Source organism: Euzebyella saccharophila, from assembly GCF_014855495.1.
GTDB lineage: Bacteria > Bacteroidota > Bacteroidia > Flavobacteriales > Flavobacteriaceae > Euzebyella > Euzebyella saccharophila.
Genome location: NZ_JACYFJ010000002.1, coordinates 914641 through 935072, shown reverse-complemented (window position 1 = coordinate 935072; position 20432 = coordinate 914641). Strand labels below are relative to the sequence as shown.

The 20432-nt window shown below is 43.8% G+C and carries 20 protein-coding genes; all 20 read left to right on the top strand.

Annotation, left to right across the window (positions count from 1 at the left end):
* The first annotated feature begins 49 nt into the window (after positions 1-49).
* The 20 genes from IL355_RS10455 (at position 50) to IL355_RS10360 (ending at position 20431) form a co-directional block, all read left to right on the top strand.
* A complete protein-coding gene (locus IL355_RS10455; RefSeq protein WP_099545105.1) occupies positions 50-844 on the top strand; it encodes a M23 family metallopeptidase in 795 nt (264 codons plus the stop codon).
* A 10-nt stretch (positions 845-854) separates the two neighbouring features.
* Positions 855-2114: a hypothetical protein gene (locus IL355_RS10450; RefSeq protein ID WP_099545106.1), complete on the top strand. Its 1260-nt coding sequence runs from the start codon at positions 855-857 to the stop codon at positions 2112-2114.
* Positions 2115-2139: 25 nt separating this feature from the next.
* Positions 2140-2433 (top strand): hypothetical protein, encoded by a 294-nt coding sequence (locus tag IL355_RS10445; protein ID WP_192462068.1) that lies wholly within the window; start codon positions 2140-2142, stop codon positions 2431-2433.
* A 12-nt stretch (positions 2434-2445) separates the two neighbouring features.
* Positions 2446-2811, top strand: coding sequence for a hypothetical protein (locus IL355_RS10440; RefSeq protein ID WP_099545109.1), 366 nt, complete (start codon positions 2446-2448; stop codon positions 2809-2811).
* Positions 2812-2817: 6 nt separating this feature from the next.
* On the top strand, positions 2818-7833 hold the full coding sequence (locus IL355_RS10435; RefSeq protein WP_099545110.1) for a helicase-related protein: 5016 nt from the start codon (positions 2818-2820) through the stop codon (positions 7831-7833).
* 376 nt (positions 7834-8209) lie between these two features.
* A complete protein-coding gene (locus IL355_RS10430) occupies positions 8210-8911 on the top strand; it encodes an AsnC family protein (protein WP_099545112.1) in 702 nt (233 codons plus the stop codon).
* Positions 8912-8916: 5 nt separating this feature from the next.
* Positions 8917-9747: a serine/threonine protein kinase gene (locus IL355_RS10425; RefSeq protein ID WP_094997566.1), complete on the top strand. Its 831-nt coding sequence runs from the start codon at positions 8917-8919 to the stop codon at positions 9745-9747.
* On the top strand, positions 9748-10947 hold the full coding sequence (locus IL355_RS10420) for a hypothetical protein (RefSeq protein WP_099545113.1): 1200 nt from the start codon (positions 9748-9750) through the stop codon (positions 10945-10947).
* Between the two features lie 319 nt (positions 10948-11266).
* A complete protein-coding gene (locus IL355_RS10415; RefSeq protein ID WP_094997568.1) occupies positions 11267-11752 on the top strand; it encodes a hypothetical protein in 486 nt (161 codons plus the stop codon).
* A gap of 12 nt (positions 11753-11764) precedes the next feature.
* Positions 11765-11980: a PRTRC system protein C gene (locus IL355_RS10410; protein ID WP_094997569.1), complete on the top strand. Its 216-nt coding sequence runs from the start codon at positions 11765-11767 to the stop codon at positions 11978-11980.
* Positions 11981-11982: 2 nt separating this feature from the next.
* Positions 11983-13026 carry a hypothetical protein gene (locus tag IL355_RS10405; RefSeq protein ID WP_094997570.1) on the top strand — a complete coding sequence of 348 codons (1044 nt, stop codon included), beginning with the start codon at positions 11983-11985 and terminating at the stop codon, positions 13024-13026.
* Complete coding sequence (locus tag IL355_RS10400) at positions 13026-13736, top strand: hypothetical protein (RefSeq protein WP_099545115.1); 711 nt, start codon at positions 13026-13028, stop codon at positions 13734-13736. The genes IL355_RS10405 and IL355_RS10400 overlap by 1 nt, the downstream gene beginning before the upstream one ends.
* Positions 13726-14526, top strand: coding sequence for a PRTRC system ThiF family protein (locus IL355_RS10395; RefSeq protein ID WP_158657149.1), 801 nt, complete (start codon positions 13726-13728; stop codon positions 14524-14526). Before IL355_RS10400 ends, IL355_RS10395 begins: the two co-directional genes overlap by 11 nt.
* Positions 14527-15161: 635 nt before the next feature.
* Positions 15162-15764, top strand: coding sequence for an AbiEi antitoxin N-terminal domain-containing protein (locus IL355_RS10390; RefSeq protein WP_094997573.1), 603 nt, complete (start codon positions 15162-15164; stop codon positions 15762-15764).
* 11 nt (positions 15765-15775) lie between these two features.
* Positions 15776-16804 carry a nucleotidyl transferase AbiEii/AbiGii toxin family protein gene (locus IL355_RS10385; protein WP_225621182.1) on the top strand — a complete coding sequence of 343 codons (1029 nt, stop codon included), beginning with the start codon at positions 15776-15778 and terminating at the stop codon, positions 16802-16804.
* A 613-nt stretch (positions 16805-17417) separates the two neighbouring features.
* On the top strand, positions 17418-18206 hold the full coding sequence (locus tag IL355_RS10380; protein ID WP_099545116.1) for a hypothetical protein: 789 nt from the start codon (positions 17418-17420) through the stop codon (positions 18204-18206).
* Positions 18203-18688 carry a hypothetical protein gene (locus tag IL355_RS10375; RefSeq protein ID WP_099545118.1) on the top strand — a complete coding sequence of 162 codons (486 nt, stop codon included), beginning with the start codon at positions 18203-18205 and terminating at the stop codon, positions 18686-18688. The genes IL355_RS10380 and IL355_RS10375 overlap by 4 nt, the downstream gene beginning before the upstream one ends.
* A gap of 172 nt (positions 18689-18860) precedes the next feature.
* On the top strand, positions 18861-19202 hold the full coding sequence (locus IL355_RS10370) for a plasmid mobilization protein (protein WP_099545120.1): 342 nt from the start codon (positions 18861-18863) through the stop codon (positions 19200-19202).
* On the top strand, positions 19199-20227 hold the full coding sequence (locus IL355_RS10365) for a relaxase/mobilization nuclease domain-containing protein (RefSeq protein WP_099545121.1): 1029 nt from the start codon (positions 19199-19201) through the stop codon (positions 20225-20227). The genes IL355_RS10370 and IL355_RS10365 overlap by 4 nt, the downstream gene beginning before the upstream one ends.
* 6 nt (positions 20228-20233) lie before the next feature.
* Positions 20234-20431, top strand: a complete 198-nt coding sequence (locus IL355_RS10360; protein ID WP_099545123.1) for a hypothetical protein — start codon at positions 20234-20236, stop codon at positions 20429-20431.
* The last annotated feature ends 1 nt before the right edge of the window (position 20432 follow it).

Here is a 20432-nt window from a genome sequence, read left to right as displayed (position 1 = left end):
AATTTGTAATAATCAAAATTTTGTCAAGATTCTTCGCAATAAATTCGTTATGAGCACATGGAAGAACATTAAAAAATCTTCGATCGGTTGGATAAAGGGATACGCCCAAAAAGTGGGCGGCATCACCAATTCCACGGATAGCGGTCATTTTACCCCACAGAACAGCAGTTACTGGATTTTTGTCGGGGTGTTCTTTCTTTGTATCGCCGCCAATCGATTTTTTTACAATAATCCCCAAAATACCAAAGACCTTGGAAAGCTAACAAGGCAAATAAACAAACCCATGACCGAGGAATCAAGGGAAGACCTGATCTATCAACGGCTCAACGAATTATTGCACGACTTGGAAAATTTCGAGCAAATGGACCGGTTAAAACCGTTTTTGCCCTTGCGCCCGGAAATCTTGGACAGTGTGCCCTCGACGGTTCCCCTGTTCCGGGAGCACTATGTTCTCTCAAGTTCCTATGGAAACCGGCACCATCCCATCCATCGGGTCACTAGGAAGCATTTTGGGGTCGATTTGGCGGCGGAAAAGGATACCCCGATCTATTGTACGGCTGCCGGAAGGGTGGCCCATATCGAAAACGATCCCAATGGGCATGGCCTGCATGTTATCATTTCACATGCCTATGGTTTCAGTACCCTATACGGGCATATGGAATCCGTGGCGGTCGAACTCGGGGAAGTACTCGATGCCCATGATTTTATTGGAACCGTTGGGAATACGGGGATTTCCACTGGACCCCATTTGCACTACGAGGTCATCAAGGACGGAAAGAGGGTAAATCCCGCATCTTCCTTCAATATAAAGTATGAGGCGTATTCCAATTTAAAAATCGATTGAACCGATAGCCATGAAATCGTATCTCACTATTCGCAATTCCATTAAACTCTTCCACAGGATCAAAAATTTTGTGTCCCAATTTTTGGACCCCGACTTCAGTGCATTTAAAAAATTTGAATTTAAGGCCGTTCCGACCGATCAATTGAATGACCTCAGAAAGTTGCGATATGTCCGTGATCTCAAATTGGCCGAATCGGGTTTTATCAATACGGCATTGAAAGAGCAGTTGGCCCTTTTAAAAAGTAAAGACCAGCTGTTCCAAAAAGACCGGAATATTACCCCTATAGGTCGCATATCCATCCATGAAAACGAAAATAAGTTGATGAAACTGTTATTGGGGTATCATAGGGTAGAGAATAGGACTTATATATCCTTTACCCATGTGAACAATTGTCCGGTCTGGCGCAACTATTCCATTTCGCTACTAAAGGAAAGGGTTCAACACCTGTATCCTTCCAGATCCGATCATTTGTTTATGAAGCACAGGTATTTCCAAAGGGATGTCGACCATTTGGATATGCAGACCAAAAACAGGCTGCTCCACCTTTTCAACGATACTTTAAGTAATATTTACTCATACAATCGGCATCTACAAAATGGCATCCAAACTCTAGGGCCGCCTGGCGATAAACTACCCAAATTTTCCAAAACGTTGCCTATTCAGGTCGAACAAGGTTTGGAGGGACTTTTCGTTCCAGCAACCCTAGGAAAAAACGTTGTCGTACTGGTGCCCTATCTAAAAGTCGCCAATGAAAAAAATCGCCTATATCTCTCGGTAGGCGAATTCCGCACATTACTTGGACAAAAATCAATAACCTTTTTGGCCGAGACCAAATACGGCGTTTTCCTAGGCATTCATGGGAACAGATTATTCCTAAAGGCTACGGACAGTGTGGGAGGTATCGATGTTTTAAAGCAATGGACATTGCTGGATGATTTTTTGGAATCCAAAAACGTCCCGAAACGGTTAAAGTACGAGGTCGTCAAAAACCTTATTGAGAAGAAGGACTATCTCATAGATGTGGACAAGATTCCCTTGCGGCAGACCAACGATACCCTACTGCTAAAAAAGCATTACGGTTCAGGTAAAACCTATTTTGCGTTGACTAAAAACGGCAAGAAACCAGAACTCAAGGAATATAGGCCCATTGCCAATCTAAAAAGCAAACATCCCGAATACTACCGTGGCTACAGGGAATATATGAACCGTACCAATCCCTTGGAACCATTGGGGACTAAAGAAAAAAGAAGAATTAAATTTTCCATTTGACACCATGCTTTTTGAGATAACGATTTTGGACACAACTGGACGCCCCTTACTACGGGATGCTTTCCTTATGGACAGTATTACCACGTTGTTGGATTTTACATCAGAAATATTACAACCATGGAGCGAAAGTACTGAGCAACAGGCCTATGAACTATTCATCCACTCCGAAAAGGGGCGACACGTTTTCTATCACTTCGATTCACTTGAAGGCGTGATGCTGTTCAAGAACGCCTTGTACGAACACCTTATCGAATTGAACGAAACTCTGCGTCCAAATATTGAAAACGCGAAAGATTTTACACTGTCAAACAAACCTTAAAAAATACAATCTATGACACAGGCAGAACTATTGCTTACCTCGGAAACCCAAAAATTCCGGGCCGAACATCCGGAAACGATCAAGGACTGGGAGCGTCAGCTTTCCAGTGGGGAATGCGGTCCCGACCTTCATTTTTGTTTTTACGCGTTGGAGGCCTATCCGAACCTGACCGCCCGTTTGGATGCTGCGGAATACCGTTTTGATTTTGCCATCAATGCCCATATCCTGCACGCCAAATTGCAGGAACAGTTTCTTGAGGACGGCCACATTGGGCCCCTTGCGCTGGAACATGCCAATGAAGCCCTGTCGGATATCTATCGGGCCCTGAACGAAAAACACCCAAAGGGAAGGGCGGCCATTCTGAAATCGCTTCAATAGTCCGGGATGAAACAGGAACATTTGGCCCAGATCGTTGCCTTGATAAAGGCATCGAATCCCAAGAACTATTATATCAACAATTCCGGACTTGCCAAGTTGGGGGAACTGTTGTTCTATCCTGCATCCGGGAAGGAAAAACAGGGGCAACAATTGCTTCAGACCCTTGAACAGGCCTTTCCGGAGACCTTCATGGAAATACTGGATTCGTTGCGGCGGTACCATCTGACCAGCTACTATACCCCCAAGACCCTTATCGAATATAAAATCGGTCTTCTAAAAAAGAACGGGTTTGAACCCAAGACCATACTGGAGCCCTCGGCGGGCAATGGGGCCTATGTGCAGGAATTGAAAAAGGCCTTCCCCGAAGCCCATATCACAGCTATGGAACCCGATATCCTATCCTTTGAGATCCTCAAGGCCAACAACCAAAAAGACGACCGTGTAACCGTATTGAACACCACTTTTGAGGATTTTTTTCTGGATCAAGGGGAAAAGACCCGTTTCGATCTGGTCATGACCAATATCCCTTTTGGCGACATTCCCATCACCAAGGCCTATCGACACGATTACCTGACGGAAGGTCCGCTCAAGAATGTGGGCAATTATTTTAATTTTTATGCGCCGAAGATGGTACGTCATGGCGGTATCACGGCCTTGGTTACCTCTTCGGCCTTTGCCGAGCGAAGTGCCTACAATGACTTTAGGGAGTCTATATTGTTGGAGAACGACCTACTCCTGGCCAACCGTTTCAACACCGATCTGTTCGTAAAGGAGGGCACCAAGGTCGTATCGGATCTATTGGTTTACCGAAGGACTTCCAACAAAAAAACGCTGTCCGCCGACGAAATGGATTTTGCGGATACCGAAGCCGTTGAACTGGAAGGTCAATCCTTTCTGACCAATCGTTTTTTCAAGAACAATCCGGGGAACGTCCACGGTACGCCCAAGCTCGGCTTTTTCCACAGTAGGCCAAGTATGGTCGTTGAACCCAACGAAATACTCCTGTCCAGTTTTCTGGAAGGACAATCCGATGGTTTCAAGTTCGAGGTCGGTCCGGCACCTTCCGATATAACGAAAAAACCGGAATCCTTGCCAAAGGAGGCCATGGCTGATGAACAAACGCCAGCACCACCAACGCCTCCTATCGTCGATACGGCTTTACCTCCGATTGTCTTGCATGATGACGATGCAAAACAATACTCCCGACTATTTTTCGGCACCTACAATTTTAACAAGAAAGGGGAGGTGCTGTTTTACACTGACCCACAGAGCACAAGAAAGGTACCCCATAAAATCAAGGAACTGGTGTCGGACTACGCCCGTATGCGGAACGAGCTTGTCCTGCTCAACCTCAATATCGAAAAAAGAGAACTTCCGGAGCAAGAAGTTGCCCGACGCTTCCAGGACCTGGACTACCAATTGGACACCTTCCATTTTAAGTGGGGATTCCTAAAGGGGCATCTCATATTTCTGAAGGACGACCATTATTTCGAGCATGTCCGTCAGCAGTTCGAGAAAAAGGTGGAGGGAAAGGATTATGGCAAAAATCCGTCGTTTGCCTTGGAACGATTTCTGAAGGCTCCTGGCGCCAAAACAAAACCCGATGAAACCGTTCCTGCTGAAATCGGCCCAGATACATCCGACGCGAAGGAACCCCGATTCGAGAATCCCGAACAAATGGCACGTTATCAATTTGACCATAACGGACAAATCGATATAGTTGCCATGGCAAAAGCCTTTAAGACCAACGAAAAACAATTGTTGCTGAACGGGTTGGAGACCCTTTCTTTTTTTCTGGAGCCCGATACGGAATCCGAAACGGGATATGCCGTGGTGCCCTATTTTCTATTCTCCAGTGGCTATATCCAAGACAAGATCGAATATGTCCGAAACCATCCTCCGCCATTCGAAATTGAAATGGAAAAGATGGAACGGGCATTGACGGAACTGCTTCCCGCAAAGTTGGACCTGGACGATATCGAGTTCAATTTCGAAAGCCATTTTATTCCTATTTCCGCGAAGGAGTCTTTTTTGGAGGAACTCATAGGCGAGAAGGTACAAATCAATATGGCGCAGTTCAACTCCACCCTGACCCTTATGTTCCCAAGGGACTTTAACCAAGAGGCCCACGAACGATTCAGTGTGGTGCTCCGCCATGAGGTCAAGGCGAACTATAAACGGATATTGCAACATTTTGCGGAAAATAGGTATCCGGTCATTTTTACTTCGTTCAAGGACCGATCTGGAAAGACCATTAGGAAATTGGACAAGGATGCCACCTTGATGGCCCAAAATCTTTACGAGGAGCTGCAGCTCCACTTCAAGTCCTTTATCGAAGGGCGGCAAGAGTTGAAGGCCACCATTGAGAACAACTATTACCAGGCCTTTTTGGCCGATGTCAATATCACGGTGCCCAAGGGATGGCTCACCTTTCCCGATACCTTGGTCTACCCGCCCTACCAGCATCAGATCGACTCCACCCTCTTCGGGCTTACCAAAGGGAGTGCCCTGAACGATCATCAGGTCGGAAAGGGCAAGACCCTATCCATGGCCATGCTGGCCCATAAACTGAAACAGCACGGGAAAAGCAGGAGAACCCTGTTACTGACTTTAAAAAGCGTAGCCCCCCAGATCGAGGCCGAGATCAGGGCCAATTTCCCACAGTTGAACATCCTCCGATTAAGTTCGAAGAACATGGCCAAGGGCAAAAGGGCCAGGACCTTGAAAACGATAAAAAACCATAGGGCCATTGACCTGATTATCGCCGAGCATGGCCATTTAAAGCAGATTCCCAAATCAAGACATTTCGTCCTGAATATCCTCGGGGAAAAAATCGATATGATCGAACAGGACTTACAAACGGCAAGGGAATACGGAAATATCAAGGAATCCAAGAAACTGATTAAGGGCCTTATCAAAAGAAAGGAACATTTGGAGGATAAGTTGCAGGCGACCTTAAAAAAATTGGAGGAACGGTCCGGGGAATCGGAGACAACACTGACCGATCTGGGCATCGAAGCTTTGATGATCGACGAGGCCCATTATTTCAAGAACATCGGTTTCACGACCCGGCATCAGAACGTATCCGGCCTCAACAACCATTCGGACAGTCAAAGGAACCTGGACCTTGAAATCAGCATAAAATCCATCCACCACAGGATGGGTCCCGACAAAAACATCTTTTTTTATAGCGGCACCCCTCTAAAAAACTCGGTTACCGAACTGTATGCCTACCAGCGCTATCTTACCCCTGCGGCACTGAAGCGCAAGAACATCTTCAATTTCGATGCTTGGGCCTCGATTTTCCTGAAGCAGAGCGTAAGCATCGAACCGAACATTTTCGGGGATCCGAGGATGCATGCGCGATTTCGATACTATACCAATCTGCCCGAATTGAGCAAGATGTACAACTCCTTTACCCATATCTGTAGGGACAAACATTTCAAGACCCATGACCTTGAAGTGGACAGGGAATTTATCATTTTGGAGTCGACACCAGCCTATGAAGAACTCAAACAGGCCTCGCTCAGGTTTACAAAGGATCTCAACCAAAATGCCCTGTTCAAGGTTCCCATTTACAACGCAGACCAAATGAAGTCCGCACACATAACGGCACTCAACATCAACCGTTCCCTTTTGATCGACCCTTTGGCAAAGGACAATCTTGCCATCGATTTTTCGGAACTCGACCAATTCAAACTGCAACGTCTGTGCCGGGATGTTGCCGAGCTTTATAAAAAAACATCGGAACACAAAGGGGTGTGCTTGGTGTTCTCCGACCTGAATGTTTGGAAACCGGGACAGTACAACTCGTACGACACGGTCCGCGAAATCCTTCGGGAAGACTATGACATTCCAGCCCATGAAATTGCCTTGGCCCAAGAGGAAAAGGCGAAGAACAAAACGGATTTCATGCAAGAAAAGATACGAAATGGAGAGATTAGGGTGGCACTCGGTAGTACACAGGTATTGGGTACGGGCACGAATATCCAAAAACGGGTCGTAGGCATCTTCCATATGGACATTCCCTATTCCCCAGATGCCTTCGACCAACGTGCCGGACGGGGCCTGCGCAAGGGAAATGAAGTGGCCCAAATCTATGGCAATACGGTGGTGGAGCGATTTTACGGCATCAAGGATTCCACGGACATCTTTTCCTATTCGTTGAATACCCATAAAGAAAGATTTCGGGAACAGATCAGGGAGGCCGATCCGAACAAGCGCATTTATGACGACCTCGTTCCCGATGACAAGAGCCTGTCCTATGAACAGATGCAGGCCGCGTTGATTGGGGATATGGACCAGTTTCAACTCGTCAAGCTTTCGGATGACCTAAAGTTTCTACAATCGCAAAAGCGGTTGCACGAGCTCAACAAGGCCAATTCCTTCAAAGCCATCGAGCGCATCGAAAAGGAAAACAAACATATTGTTTCCCAAGTGGCCGATTTGGAGAGGGCGCAAAATACGATCAGCCAGCTGAACCTGCCCATGGATGAAATCGAACCCGAGGACATGGGCCAGTTGCAAAGAAGTTTGCTAGGTCTCGTTTCGGGTTCCGAACTCGAATCGAGTGTCCATAACATAAGGGAACCCAAAACATTTTTCAAAGGATTGGGCCTGGCGATGGTCGAACGGTCGAATTTGAACCTGAACATACAAAAGCACAAGCAAGTTGCCCGCTTGCAAACCCTGAACGCCAATTTGGTCTTTCAAGCGGAATATGTTCCCTCAAACCACAATTATCTCTATTGCTATCGGCTAGAGTTCAGGAATATCCACATCGCTGGCAGAAAACAGCAACGGTTCGATCCGGAAAAAGTGGCCCTGCAACTCGTCAAGCTATGTCAAAAGGTAAAACGGGAAATCAGCTCCAAGAAATTCGATCTGGACTATAACCTGCGTTCGATGGAAACCCATAAAAAGAAAACGGCTATTGGCTTCCCTCGGGAAAAAACGGCCAAGATGCAGGTATTAAGACAGGATATCAAAGAGCTCAAACGAAAAAGGGCAGTCAAAGTCTAACCACGGCAAAGACTATTTCGTAAATTCCAATTTAGAATGTAAACACACCTAAAGTGAGATATAGCCACACTACCTTATAAATAAGTAGTTGAATGTTGACAGTTAGCCCCTTTAAAATGGATATTTCTTAGGCAATAGCTATGCGGTTGTTTTAAAAAGCAACTTACAGAGATTCCTGAGATTGTGAAGTTCAAATTAAATTGGAGTTGTTTGTCCGGCATATAATAGGGAGAAATTTCATTTAACCCTTTCAGAACCTATTATTAGCACTTTCTTTGAAAACAAAGAGCGATAAACTCTTTATTTTTATTATCCTGTTCAAATACAAAAAAGGAATTATCTTTAGGTTGTTATCTTTGTTCAAAACAAAATTTATATGCTCAATAACTTGCAATTTAACTTTAGGAAAGAAAAAGAAGGCCCTGAAAATGACTTGGTCAATACTTTTCTAAATCAATACACTCACAACTTTGAGAAGAAAAATTACAAGTTTAAAATAATGAAGGAAGTTTATGCTGAGACAGGAATCCCAGATATTCTGATTGTGGTATGGGAAGATGTTAATAAAAGTGATTGGTCGCCAAAGCGAAACAAACTCGATAAAACAGACATTAAAATCCTGCACCATATTTCTTCAAATGGTAAAAGAGGTATCCGTTTTAAAAGAATACTTCAACAACTTGGGTACTCCGAAAAATCCGCTCAGAAATCCCTTAAAAAGCTGGTGCAAGCAGAGCTTATATTCTTTAACGGAATGACTGCCAGAATAAAGGATTTTGAAAATTCCTTTTTTGTACGTGAAATCATTTCCATCGAAGCTAAAATGAGTGATTGGAAGAATGCGTTTAAGCAAGCACAGTTAAATGAAAACTTTTCCTCACATTCTTATGTGTTGCTTCCTGATAAAACCATAACCGAGAATGTAGTGTCTTCGATCAATGGCAACCTTGGAATTTTATCTCAAAGTGAAGACGGCGCAAAATTGAAGGTAAGGGCAAAAAAAGCCAAACTACCTGGGTCTTATTTCTCTTGGATTATCAATGAATATATAGGCCGTCAATTGGCATCAGCTTTGTAAGTTTTATGATAGAAGAATTAAAGGATTTAAATCTAATCAAAAAAGGGGGGCAAAAGGAAGTTTTCCAAGGTACACATGATGAACATGGTCAAATCGTATTCAAGAAAGTTTTTCCAAATTCTGACAGTTTAGAGCGAACAAAAAGGGAAATAAGAGCGGTATCCGTACTAGACGAATCTCCGAATATACCTAGAATCATCGCTCATAATTGCGAAGAAGCTGACCCAGAATTTATTTGGATTGTCGAAGAGTACATTTCAGGGCAAAATCTAAGGGACGCCATAAATGACGGCAGAAAGTTCCTAATAAATGATATTGTTCGGTTTTTGGACACTATGCTCGAAATAGCTGTTCATTCCGAAAACAAACAACTGGTGCATAGGGATATTAAACCAGAGAATATTATCCTCGACGATGATGACAACTTTTGGCTTCTTGATTTTGGAATAGCAAGACACCTTGATCTAGAATCCATAACCAAGTCTGATGACCCCTTTGGCCTATTTACAGTGGGTTACGCATCCTCAGAACAATTTAGAAACTATAAAAAAGATATTGATATACGCGCAGACCTTTTTTCAATAGGGGTGGTTTGTTATGAATTGTTAAGGGGGCAAAATTTTTATATGGTCGATGTCGATAATGATATTTTTAAGGTTCTTAGAAAACTGGAGAATATATCTTTACCGCCTCTGAGAATAGAAGGCGATGGACAATTCCAACTCTCTACCTTTATTAGTCTTTTAGGAGACCATCGAAGAAATAGAAGGCCGAATACGGCTAATGAGGCAAAAATTGTTTTTGACACTTTAAAGGAAACACTTACTTTAAATTAAATGGAACTATACCTTCAATTTGGATATGGAATGATGGCGCATTGCAAGCACCTTATTAAGAACTGGCAATCAGGCACTGTAATTTTGAGTCCAAGGGATCAAGACATAGATCAAATGAACGGTTTTGTTCCGGACATACATAAAGTAGGTGGTCAAGTTGTCTTTGATCCTCAATTTTATGTGCCGCACGCTGACCATGGAAGATTGACATCCCATTCGTTTTGGCCATCGGATTATTCAACAGCTCTTTTTAATTCGGTCGACGTCAGAAGAATGCTCGCAGTATTAAGGGACGAGTATAATAGCCCTTATGAAACGCCATTTTTCATCCTACCGGGAAGCAGAAGCTCTGAAATCAATGATAATTGGTATAACTACCATACTTTAATTATCAATGAAGCACAAAATTTAAATGTTCATGAAAACATTTATTTCACTTTGTGTTTATCTCAAGAAGCTATGAATTCTGAGGAGGCAATTCACGATGTTTTAGAATATATGGATACTTGGAATGTGCAAGGCTGCTATGTGGTACCAGAACCATCTAACAATCGCTATTTGGTTGACAACCCAAATTGGCTTGTCAATCTAATGGATTTAACCGCAGGTTTAAAACTTCAAGGTAAACAGGTTGTTGTTGGCTACGCCAATCATCAAATGCTCAATTTGGCACTTACGAAAACCGATGCAATAGCATCCGGAAATTGGCTCAATGTTAGGAGCTTTAATGCCAATAAGTTCAACAATCCGGAGGATTCTGTTAGTAGGAGGTCAACATGGTACTATTGTCCTCAGAGCCTATCGGAATATCAAATACCGTTTTTAGATATTGCGAGACGTTTGGGTATTTTGAGTGATTTAAGAACGGATACAGAAAACCTTTCTGGTTATGCCGATATTCTCTTTTCTGGTGCGCAACCAACAACTGTCAAATATGGCGACCGAGAGTCTTTCCGGCACTATCTACAATGTTTACGAATGCAAGCCCAAAATACCGTGAAAGAATCTTATATTGAGACTAAGGAATCCATTAAATTAAGACTGGAAGGAGCCGATAGACTTACCAAATATTTTAATGACAATGGAATACGAGGAAAAGACAGGGATTTTTCGGATGTTGTAGACTCCAACCTTTCTGCTTTAAATGTTTTTCACAGATTAAGAGGAATGGTCTTAAGTCACAAATGGGATTCTATTTAAATTTCCTATGGATTTATACATCTCAGTTATCAACTACGAAAAGCGCATGAATTAACGAAAGCCCTACTTCGTATGCAACACAGCCTGCCATAGATACCGTAAACTACTTCCGCAAAAATTTTTACGGTTACCTAAAGTCCATCCAAAAATTTGCAATGATTCCCGCCCGCCTCCAATAAGCGGACACCGGTTCCAACGCCCCTTCGGGGCGTATTTTGTGGTGAGGGGAAGAAGAAGTCGATTGTGGTTTAAATCCTTAATTTTCAATGATTAGAAGATTCTTGAGGGTATCTTGTAACAACAATTAAAAGCAAAATCTATGGAAACATTCTTTAAATCTTTGGGCAAGACGGGCATCGGGCAATTCTCCATATCGGTCTCCTTTCACGGTACGGACTGTGCGGTCTCGCTACTCCCAAAGGCATCGGAGGGGGATAACGCCCTAAAAGCGATACGGCCCTTCACGCTCAAGGGCAGCATCGAGGAAATCGATACCGTCTTTTTGGAACGGTTGGGGAAACCCATGCAGGAAACAAAAGTCCTGTTCGACAATGCCAACGGCTATCTCAGCAACTTGAAAAAGGCAGAGGAAAAGACCAAAATGGCGAACGACCGCAAGGAGAAAAAGAAAAAGGCGCTGTCCGACCTAAAGGAACTGGTGAAGGACAAGAACTTTAACCCAATGGCTGAACACAGGAAGGCCGTGAATCTGGCCAACAAAGTACTGGAACTCGATGAAAACGACGCTTTGGCAAAAAAGACCATCGAGGATATGAAAGCCTATCAACAACCCACCTTTTTTTAACCCACAAGCATTATGGAAGTATTAGGATTGGAACGAAAATTTATGATAAAAAACGTCTCGGGGGAATCCGTCTTGGACGACATCGACCTGAATTGGACACCGGAGCGGATCAAAGATCACTATGCCTCGGTGTATCCCGAACTGACCAACGCCAAGATCGTGGATAACGGCATTGTCGACGGGCGTCATGAAATTATGTTCAAGACCATAGCGGGAACCAAAGGATAGCGATGAATGAAAAAGAAGCACATACCATCAAAAAGGGAACTGTCGCACTTCCACAAGGCCTTGTTCGGCATTCTGGATTCACGGACAAAGCCATCATCGGGAACCCGAAGAGCCAAACACGTCCAACAAGGGGATCGTTTTTTTCTGACCTGACCATTCCGATCTTGCCCCGATTCGAGGTATTCGACGGTGGGGACGAAAATCGATGGGACATGCTAGGCACCCTGACGAAAAATGCATTGGATACGCTTACGGGCAAGGCATCCGCCTTGACGGAAGGGAGGCCTGAAATGCGGTTCTTCGGACAATTGCAACGATTGCACATGGAAATTCCCGATGCACTGGTAAAGGAGGTATGTACACAAGAGGGAAATGATGGCATCCTTGTCATGAAACCCGTTTTTGAGGCACACCATATTTGGGCGATTCCAATGGCCCCCATATTTTCGCTGCGAATCCGCAGTCCAAAATTGTTCGCTAGCCTGCTGTCCTTTGTGCATTCATTGCCCTTTGACAATGTATTCAAGCGGATGGGCTACCTCTTGGAATGCTTGTTCGAATGGTCGTTGGGGGTTTCGGAATCCGAATCCGACCCCGAGACAGACTGTTGTGCCGAGGGGCCATGCGTCCTGTGCTTTATCGAGGCCCATGCTTCCGATTATGCGGAGTACGAGGATTTCGATTGGCTGGCCTGTATGCGTGGCTACCGTCCAAAGAACACCTTGTTCAAAATGATACGGGATTTGCTTTTGGAAGCCCCTATCATTGATTTCAATGCCTTTGCCAACCTATGTTTTTTGGAAGATGACATGGATATGGAAGTGGACGACCTGATCGTCTTTTTGGATAGGGAGGATTCCCAATTGGAGAATGGCTATATCAACTTTGTAAACGAGATCGCACAGTACGGCTACTCCCATACCATCTACGACACATCCCTTACCCTTGGGAACGATATCAAACCCTTTGTAATGCGAGAGGAAGGGCAGGTAAATGCCGTTTTCAATTTTATGGATCTTTTGAACGAACTCTTAAAAAAACTCTGATGGAAGAATGCACCCTTCACAACCCGAAATTTCATTTTGAACCCAAAATAGCCATCATAGGTTATGAGGCCATAAACGGGTATTACGGACGGGACGAATGTTACTTTTCAAGGCATACCGTTCGAAATGGGAAATTGGGGGTAGGGTCCCCGCTTACCATGGATATGGTAAGGGACATGCTCAAATTGGTCGATGTGGACCAAAGTGAGTTTTCCTTTAAGGGCCGGTTGCCCAAACAGTTGCTCTATTTCAGGGACAAGGGGACGTTGCAGTTGGTCTGGTCTTGCGACCGAACCACGGAAAGGCTTCTTTTTAAGGAGCAATTGGACATACCTACGGGAACATATCCCATACCCAAATTGGTATTTTCCCTTTCGGGGGAATCGCTTTCCGTTTTTGCCATAACACGAAAAAAGCCGATCCATGACGGCACGGAACTCTACCATGCCCCTTTTATGAACGTCTATGCCTCTGGAAAGGTGTGCATGGGCGATGCGATGTTGCAATATCGCCATTTGGACTTTTATGAGGACATCATTGCCTTTGTGGAAAAGCAATTTTTCCTGTCCGTGTTTACCCATACAAACCACGACCATCTGCTCAACGGAAACTACACGGAGTTAATGCTCCAAATGCAGGGAATACAGAATTTCGAGGAGTCCCTTTTACTCGCGAACCACCAACTTTTACAGCATGTCTATGAAAACTGATTTTCACTACGCCCCGAATTATTTTTTCGCTCCCACACATCCCATTACCATTGCATTGGTCGGGGCAGGGGGCAACGGTTCCCTTATATTGGCACGTTTGTCAAGGCTCGACCATGCCTTGGTGCAGTTGGGGCATCCAGGCCTCTATGTGACCGTTTTCGACGGGGACTTGGTACAGCCCTCGAACGTGGGCCGACAGCTCTATGCCCCACAGGACGTTGGGGGCAACAAGGCCATTTGTGCCGTAACCAAGGTCAACCATACCTTCGGACTGCAATGGGATGCCGTTCCCGAACGGATAGGTGCGGACGATAAAAGATTGCACGCCAATTTGATCATTAGCTGTGTGGACGGTGCCGATTTTCGGTTGGAACTGGCAAAGGTTTTGGAACACCCACACTCAAGTTCCTATCCCTATGAGAACCAACATTATTGGTTGGATCTGGGCAACGGAAAATACTTTGGTCAGTATGTCCTCGGAAATCTGCAACACAATGATCGGCCTTCGAATGGGGAGGTGCAAAACCAAAAGTTATATCATATCGTTGATTTGTTCCCCGACCTATTGGCGATGGAAAAAGAGGTCGAACAGGGAATGGGATGTAGCTATGCGGACAAGTTGCAGGAACAATCGCTGTTCATCAATGATGCCCTGTCATCGATGGCCGTCCATTGCCTTTATGAACTACTAACGAACAAAAAAATCAAATATCACGGGGCATTCGTAAACCTTGAAACGGGCAGGACGAATCCGCTTCCCATAAAATCCAATATACATGCTATCGCTTGAAATTCTTTACGAAAAACTTCCCTTTTTGGGATTCATTATTTTTATATGGATTATTTTACAGGGAATTCTCAGGCTCAAACGTTTTTTGGGAATACCGTTTCTACTTTTTCTTTTCATCATGGTCGGCATTCCATTTATAAAAGATCTGGTATGGCTCTTCGGTGCAATGGAACTATCGGTCTGGGGATATTATATCGCTAAAAGATGGCCGAGGCCATATTCCTGATCTTACCATTGGAATGATCGTTCTTATTGGTTCGTCTTTTTCTCTCCCTCCCCATGGTTTCTGCGGGAATTGAAAACCCTCCACCTTCAAGCCTGACCGAGCGAGCACGCTGCGCTGGCTCGCATTCGGTCGTCTTTCCGGCTACTGATTTTCAACCCCCTCGAAACGGGATGCAAAAGTATGGAAGCCCCTATCGGGGTCCCATACCTTTGCGGAACGTGTTTTGTAGTTCCATTCGTATAAGATTTTTGTTCAATGTTTTTACCATCCATTTCTGTGTGTAAGATATTTGGCCGATTTTTTTAGGTAAACAAGTTGGAACGCAATTATGGTAGGAATAGAATAATTATCCCAAAAGTATATTGTAACAAAAATTTACTAAATTTGTTACAGATAAGATGAATGTGTTATGCAGAGTGTTGAGTCCAAAATAAAAAAATCCATTTCCAAAAAGGAGCGGGGAGAATTAGTGTTCCCCGATGATTTTCGGGGATTAGGTTCATCTGAAGCTATACGGTTGGCCCTCCACAGGATTGAAAAAGAAGGTTATATAAAAAGAGTGGCCCAAGGAATCTATGTCCGTCCCAAGATAAGTAAATATGCGGGAGAGGTATTGCCAACGGCAGAGGAGATTGCCATGGCCATAGCCAAAAGGGACAAGATCAGGTTGGTACCTACCGGGGTATATGCTTTAAGTGCATTGGGGCTTAGCACACAGGTACCCATGAAACTTGTCTTTCTTACCGATGGAGCTCCCCGGGAAATAAAATTGGGGAAACGAAGCATAAAACTAAAGAAGACCACTCCCAAGAATTTATCGGCCAAGGGAGAGATAAGCAGACTTGTCATACAGGCCCTTCGCGAGATTGGAAAGGAACAAGTAACGGACGAGGAAGAATCTAAAATAATAGCCCTCTTGAAAAAAGAAGACCAAAAAGACCTGCTTCACGATATAGCACTGGCCCCGGCATGGATTCGGAAAATTATGGAAAAGAGCTTGGACAATGAATAAAAATGAATAAAATGAAATTTTACGATATACCCAAAGAAGATAGGCTTGCCATCTTTAAAAATGTAGAAGGCAAAACGGGAATACCAGATTTTGCGGTTGAAAAGGACTGGTGGGTCGTCAGTACATTGGGAATAATATTTGAAATGGGGATAGCGGAACATTTGGTCTTTAAGGGCGGGACGTCGCTAAGCAAGGCTTGGAAACTGATCGATCGATTTAGCGAAGATATCGACCTTGCCGTTGACCGGGGATTTTTTGGATATTCAGGGGAGCTATCAAAAAAACAGCTGACCAAGCTGAGGAAAGAAACGAGTTCCTATATTTCAGGGAAATTTTATCCAGAGTTGCAGCAGCGATTTAAGAGCAATGGATTTAAGGATGTGGGTTTCAATATCATTCCGGCCGAATCAAGCGACCAAGACCCTCGTATCATAGAAATCTATTATCCATTTCTGACCAAATCCCCCGGATACATCCAACCAAGGGTACAAGTTGAAATTGGCTGTCGTTCTCTAAGGGAACCATTTCAATCAAAACCGATAAGCTCCTTTGTGGACGAAGAATATCCCGATGCCGAATTTGTAGCGCCTCCAGTAAAGGTTCCATCCGTAACCCCTGAAAGGACTTTTTTAGAAAAACTTTTTCTATTGCATGAGGAATTCCAACGTCCCAAGGAAAAGATAAGGGTGGATAGGCTAAGCCGTCATTTGTACGATATTTTCCAATTATCGAAAACGGAATTTGCGGTCAATGCCATCCACGACAAAGGTTTATATGAAACCATTGTAAATCATAGATATGTATTCACAAAACTTGGTGGGGTCGATTATAATCTGCATCGACCTCAGGATATACGGCCCATCCCACCCCCTGAGTATGAGGACGATTGGAAGGCAGATTATAAAACCATGCAAGAGCAAATGATTTATGGGGATTCCCCAGCCTATGAAAATTTGGTCAAGGGAATCCAAGGATTTTTAGAAAAGATGAATGTTTTGGATTGGAGAATGGGAGTGGAATTTCCCTTACCCAAAAGTTGAGATCAATTTGGGCAGGACAACCATATAAACGAATCAAATAGGAATAAAGACTATATAATCGGAATCCATAATGGATGATGTTTGATATGAACACCTAAATTTAATCATCTTTGTTATCGATTAAAGAATCAATGAGTTATGGGAAAAATTAAAAAATTTAATTCGGACACCTTCTTAAGGATATTCGCCCTATTAATGTCCGTGTCGCTGTGTTCTTGGATCGCACCACTTGTTTTTGAATTAGAGGTTAATGAGATTAAAGTGGTCTACATGATAAGAACATTCACTTTCGTTATGATTACTTTAATGATTATTGTTCCGTTAATTTTATTCTCTTTCGAAAAACCAAAAAAGTACAAATAGGCAATTAAAACGAATAGGAATGCCAGAAGACGAATTTTCCATACAGGTAAAGTCAAAATAGCAAGGAGAATACCTTGATGGATTTGTACGGTCTTCCCATTTATAAGGAAGAAGTTATAGACTATCTTTTGGAGGGTAATTGCGATAATCAGTTTCTGCTATTTATGTTCTCTTCAAAAGGGTGGATACGGCCAAGAACGAAGTGATGTATTATTTGAATCTTTTCCGTTACATTGATTAAATTTATACCATGTCGGAAACCCTATATAAAGTACTGGATTTCAGTCGGCCGATAGGCCGACAGTCGTTCAGGGAAGTCATTAGTGAACTGGATGGTCATTCCCCTTCCCACAAAAAGTCTGCGCTTTCAGAAGGGCAACTGAAAACCCTTATCGCGGCCATCTTTACGTATGGACTTCATTATGACGAAGTCCCCAAAGAGCAAAGGGAACTGCTGTTAAAGGCAATTCTGGAAGATAAACAACCGCTGTTTGACCTGTCCCAAACCTTTGGAAGACATCTGATGAACAACCTGGGTAATTCCGCGAAATTACAGCTGGAAGCACTAAAAAATATCGAATATGACTTTAAACGGCCATTGTCCAATGAACCGCTAGTGGATTTTGTAGAAATGGAACTCTTGGATCAGACCACCTCGTACCGGAAATGGGAATATGGCCGATTCTCCGTAGTTTACATGGCCGCTCATTTATCGAAGCATGTCGGATGGGAAAGTATGGAGAAAACCGTGAAAGAAAAGAAGCTCTTTCCCGAAGGTTATCTCAAAAGTCTTGGTAAGGAATTGGAAAATGCCCGCTATGGTCTCGATGCCCACGAACAATTACTGCTACATCTTATCGTAAAGGCCAAGCTCTGGCCAAAAAAGACTACTATGGCCGATTATTTATTGGCGGGTTCGATAACACAACAACACATTTTGGGCCTCTCCCTCCGGTCCGAAAAACTTGCCAAGGCCTTGGTAAATGCCATGGAGCGAACACCAAACATAAACAAACGCAGGGGCGGCCCTAAATTATGATTCCGTCGGAAAAACTGCTCAGCTATCTGGAGGAATTGGCCAAGGAGGAACATCCCGAGGTCAACGGCAAGGAATATTCCCGATCACAGGTCCTATTGGCCGAGCGTTTGGTACGCGAGGTACAAAATGCCATCGGCATCGCTTCGCAGAAACCGAAACTTTCCCGCAGGAGGGCCTTTATCGTAATCTTGGAAGAACTTTATTACAATGTCCCTAAATATCCCAAAGATCTTACCCTTCAAGGTATCCACAGAAGGGCTTCCCAACGGTTCGAATATATGAACAGAGACGTAAAATCCTTTACAACGCCCATGGAGGTGCATCCTAAAGACCCCTGTACTTTTTATGAGGACAACGCACATGGCAAGGCACGCTATAGATCCGCATTAAAGCATCTCGTATTGGAATCCCATAGATACTTTGAGGTTCCTGAAGCGGAGGCTTCGCTTAAAATCCTTTTTGAGGACGTAAAACTCTGCTGAATCGATTTACCGTACAACACTCCGTGTACGGCAAAGCCCTTATTGACTTGCGATATGTTTTAGGTTTGGCCTAAGTTAATCGGAGGTCACGTAGCAAGCCATGTTTTTGCAAGCAAAAACCGCTCACTTTGTTCGCGAGGCTTGTTGGGGATCCTCCCCAAACCCCTGAATTATGGCACGGCCAAAAAAAGATATTGAATCACTCAAGGCGATACGGGTCAATGTACGCATGACCGTCAATGAATACCTAATCGTCTCCGGAAATGCAGCCACGTTGGGCATGGGCATACCGGATTACATCCGGAAAAAAGTTACGGGCAGACCCCTTCCCAGAACCAAGGTTACGCCAGAGGACAGAAGATTGTTCATTGAGTTGAGCCGAATCGGCAACAACATCAACCAACTGACTAAAAATTCCCATTTACGTATGCATTCACCTAAAATCTTATATCGTCAATTGGGAGAGCTACAGCACCTTTTACAGGAACTAAAGTCGAACATTACCAACAAATGATAGCAAAACAGATAAAGGGAAAGGATTTTTACGGACTGTTGGCCTACAACCAAAAAAAGGTGGAGCTGGGCCAGGCCGTTGTGTTGGATGCGAATATTGATTTGGGCAGTTCTGTCGATATGGCCAAGGAGTTCAATTTGGTTCGGCAGTTACGCCCTAGGCTTGGTAAAGCGGTCTATCATGTGTCCTTGAACCTGCCGCCTGGCGATAAGATGCGTGATAGTGAATTCGTTTCGATGGGACTGGACTATCTAAAGGGAATGGGATTCGATGACAACCAATACATTATGTACCGCCATGACGACCAAAGCCACCAACACATCCATATCGTTGCCAATAGGGTAAAACTATCCGGAGCATTGGTCAGCGATAGCAGAGACTATGAGCGCAGCGAACGCTTGGTGCGAAAGCTGGAAAAGAAATATGGTCTTTCACAACTGCCAGACGCAAGCTTGGAAAGAGAGGCGGCACTAACTCAAAAAGAGATAGAGAAATCGCTCAGGACGGGTAACCCACCAATTAAAAGCCTGCTTCAACATCAATTGAGGGAGGCATTAAAACGTTCAGCTACTACAGAGGAATTTCTCAATCAATTGCGTTCAAGAGATATTTGGCCAAAGTTCAATATCAGTAAAACAACGGGACGGGTTTCCGGTATCTCCTTCAAATATGAAGGAGTGATTTATAAGGGCAGCAGCCTAGGCCGAAAATATTCATGGAACAACATCATAAAACAAATCGATTATGAACAAATCAGAGACCGTACAGTTATTCTCGAAAATAATCATGCAGAACAAGGAAATAAAGGAGTTGTTGCTCCGGATTCAGGCCCATCAAGGAACACTATCGGAAAAGCAAAAGATGCTGAGGGAGGGACAGTCCAAATTAGTGAAAAACCAAAATACGATTTGGGAGGCAATCAAAAGGATGGCCTAGATGACGAATCTTTCACTCCGTTCAAGATGGAACTGGAAGATTTCGACCGTTGGGAGCGGAAGAAGAAGAAAAAAGGAATGAGTTTATAATGTATCATGGAAGGAGGCTTGGTCAGCGATAAATTGTTGAATGCCCTGTTGGATAGCTTATCCGTCGAGGATTTGGAATCTATTCTGTCCCAGAAGATAACCAAGGAATGTCCTGACCATAAACCAAAACCAATGACCGAAAGGGAAAAACTAAAAAAACATTATAGAAACCTTTTCATTTCCATGGGCAAGCTTCACTTATAAA

What these genes read in the sequence shown, in the direction of transcription:
- IL355_RS10385 (WP_225621182.1), top strand. Translation starts at nt 15,776, where the DNA reads ATGAAATTTTACGATATACCCAAAGAAGATAGGCTTGCCATCTTTAAA.
- IL355_RS10435 (WP_099545110.1), top strand. Translation starts at nt 2,818, where the DNA reads ATGAAACAGGAACATTTGGCCCAGATCGTTGCCTTGATAAAGGCATCG.
- IL355_RS10365 (WP_099545121.1), top strand. Translation starts at nt 19,199, where the DNA reads ATGATAGCAAAACAGATAAAGGGAAAGGATTTTTACGGACTGTTGGCC.
- IL355_RS10440 (WP_099545109.1), top strand. Translation starts at nt 2,446, where the DNA reads ATGACACAGGCAGAACTATTGCTTACCTCGGAAACCCAAAAATTCCGG.
- IL355_RS10415 (WP_094997568.1), top strand. Translation starts at nt 11,267, where the DNA reads ATGGAAACATTCTTTAAATCTTTGGGCAAGACGGGCATCGGGCAATTC.
- IL355_RS10360 (WP_099545123.1), top strand. Translation starts at nt 20,234, where the DNA reads ATGGAAGGAGGCTTGGTCAGCGATAAATTGTTGAATGCCCTGTTGGAT.
- IL355_RS10375 (WP_099545118.1), top strand. Translation starts at nt 18,203, where the DNA reads ATGATTCCGTCGGAAAAACTGCTCAGCTATCTGGAGGAATTGGCCAAG.
- IL355_RS10390 (WP_094997573.1), top strand. Translation starts at nt 15,162, where the DNA reads ATGCAGAGTGTTGAGTCCAAAATAAAAAAATCCATTTCCAAAAAGGAG.
- IL355_RS10450 (WP_099545106.1), top strand. Translation starts at nt 855, where the DNA reads ATGAAATCGTATCTCACTATTCGCAATTCCATTAAACTCTTCCACAGG.
- IL355_RS10380 (WP_099545116.1), top strand. Translation starts at nt 17,418, where the DNA reads ATGTCGGAAACCCTATATAAAGTACTGGATTTCAGTCGGCCGATAGGC.
- IL355_RS10430 (WP_099545112.1), top strand. Translation starts at nt 8,210, where the DNA reads ATGCTCAATAACTTGCAATTTAACTTTAGGAAAGAAAAAGAAGGCCCT.
- IL355_RS10395 (WP_158657149.1), top strand. Translation starts at nt 13,726, where the DNA reads ATGAAAACTGATTTTCACTACGCCCCGAATTATTTTTTCGCTCCCACA.
- IL355_RS10420 (WP_099545113.1), top strand. Translation starts at nt 9,748, where the DNA reads ATGGAACTATACCTTCAATTTGGATATGGAATGATGGCGCATTGCAAG.
- IL355_RS10425 (WP_094997566.1), top strand. Translation starts at nt 8,917, where the DNA reads ATGATAGAAGAATTAAAGGATTTAAATCTAATCAAAAAAGGGGGGCAA.
- IL355_RS10400 (WP_099545115.1), top strand. Translation starts at nt 13,026, where the DNA reads ATGGAAGAATGCACCCTTCACAACCCGAAATTTCATTTTGAACCCAAA.
- IL355_RS10370 (WP_099545120.1), top strand. Translation starts at nt 18,861, where the DNA reads ATGGCACGGCCAAAAAAAGATATTGAATCACTCAAGGCGATACGGGTC.
- IL355_RS10455 (WP_099545105.1), top strand. Translation starts at nt 50, where the DNA reads ATGAGCACATGGAAGAACATTAAAAAATCTTCGATCGGTTGGATAAAG.
- IL355_RS10405 (WP_094997570.1), top strand. Translation starts at nt 11,983, where the DNA reads ATGAATGAAAAAGAAGCACATACCATCAAAAAGGGAACTGTCGCACTT.
- IL355_RS10410 (WP_094997569.1), top strand. Translation starts at nt 11,765, where the DNA reads ATGGAAGTATTAGGATTGGAACGAAAATTTATGATAAAAAACGTCTCG.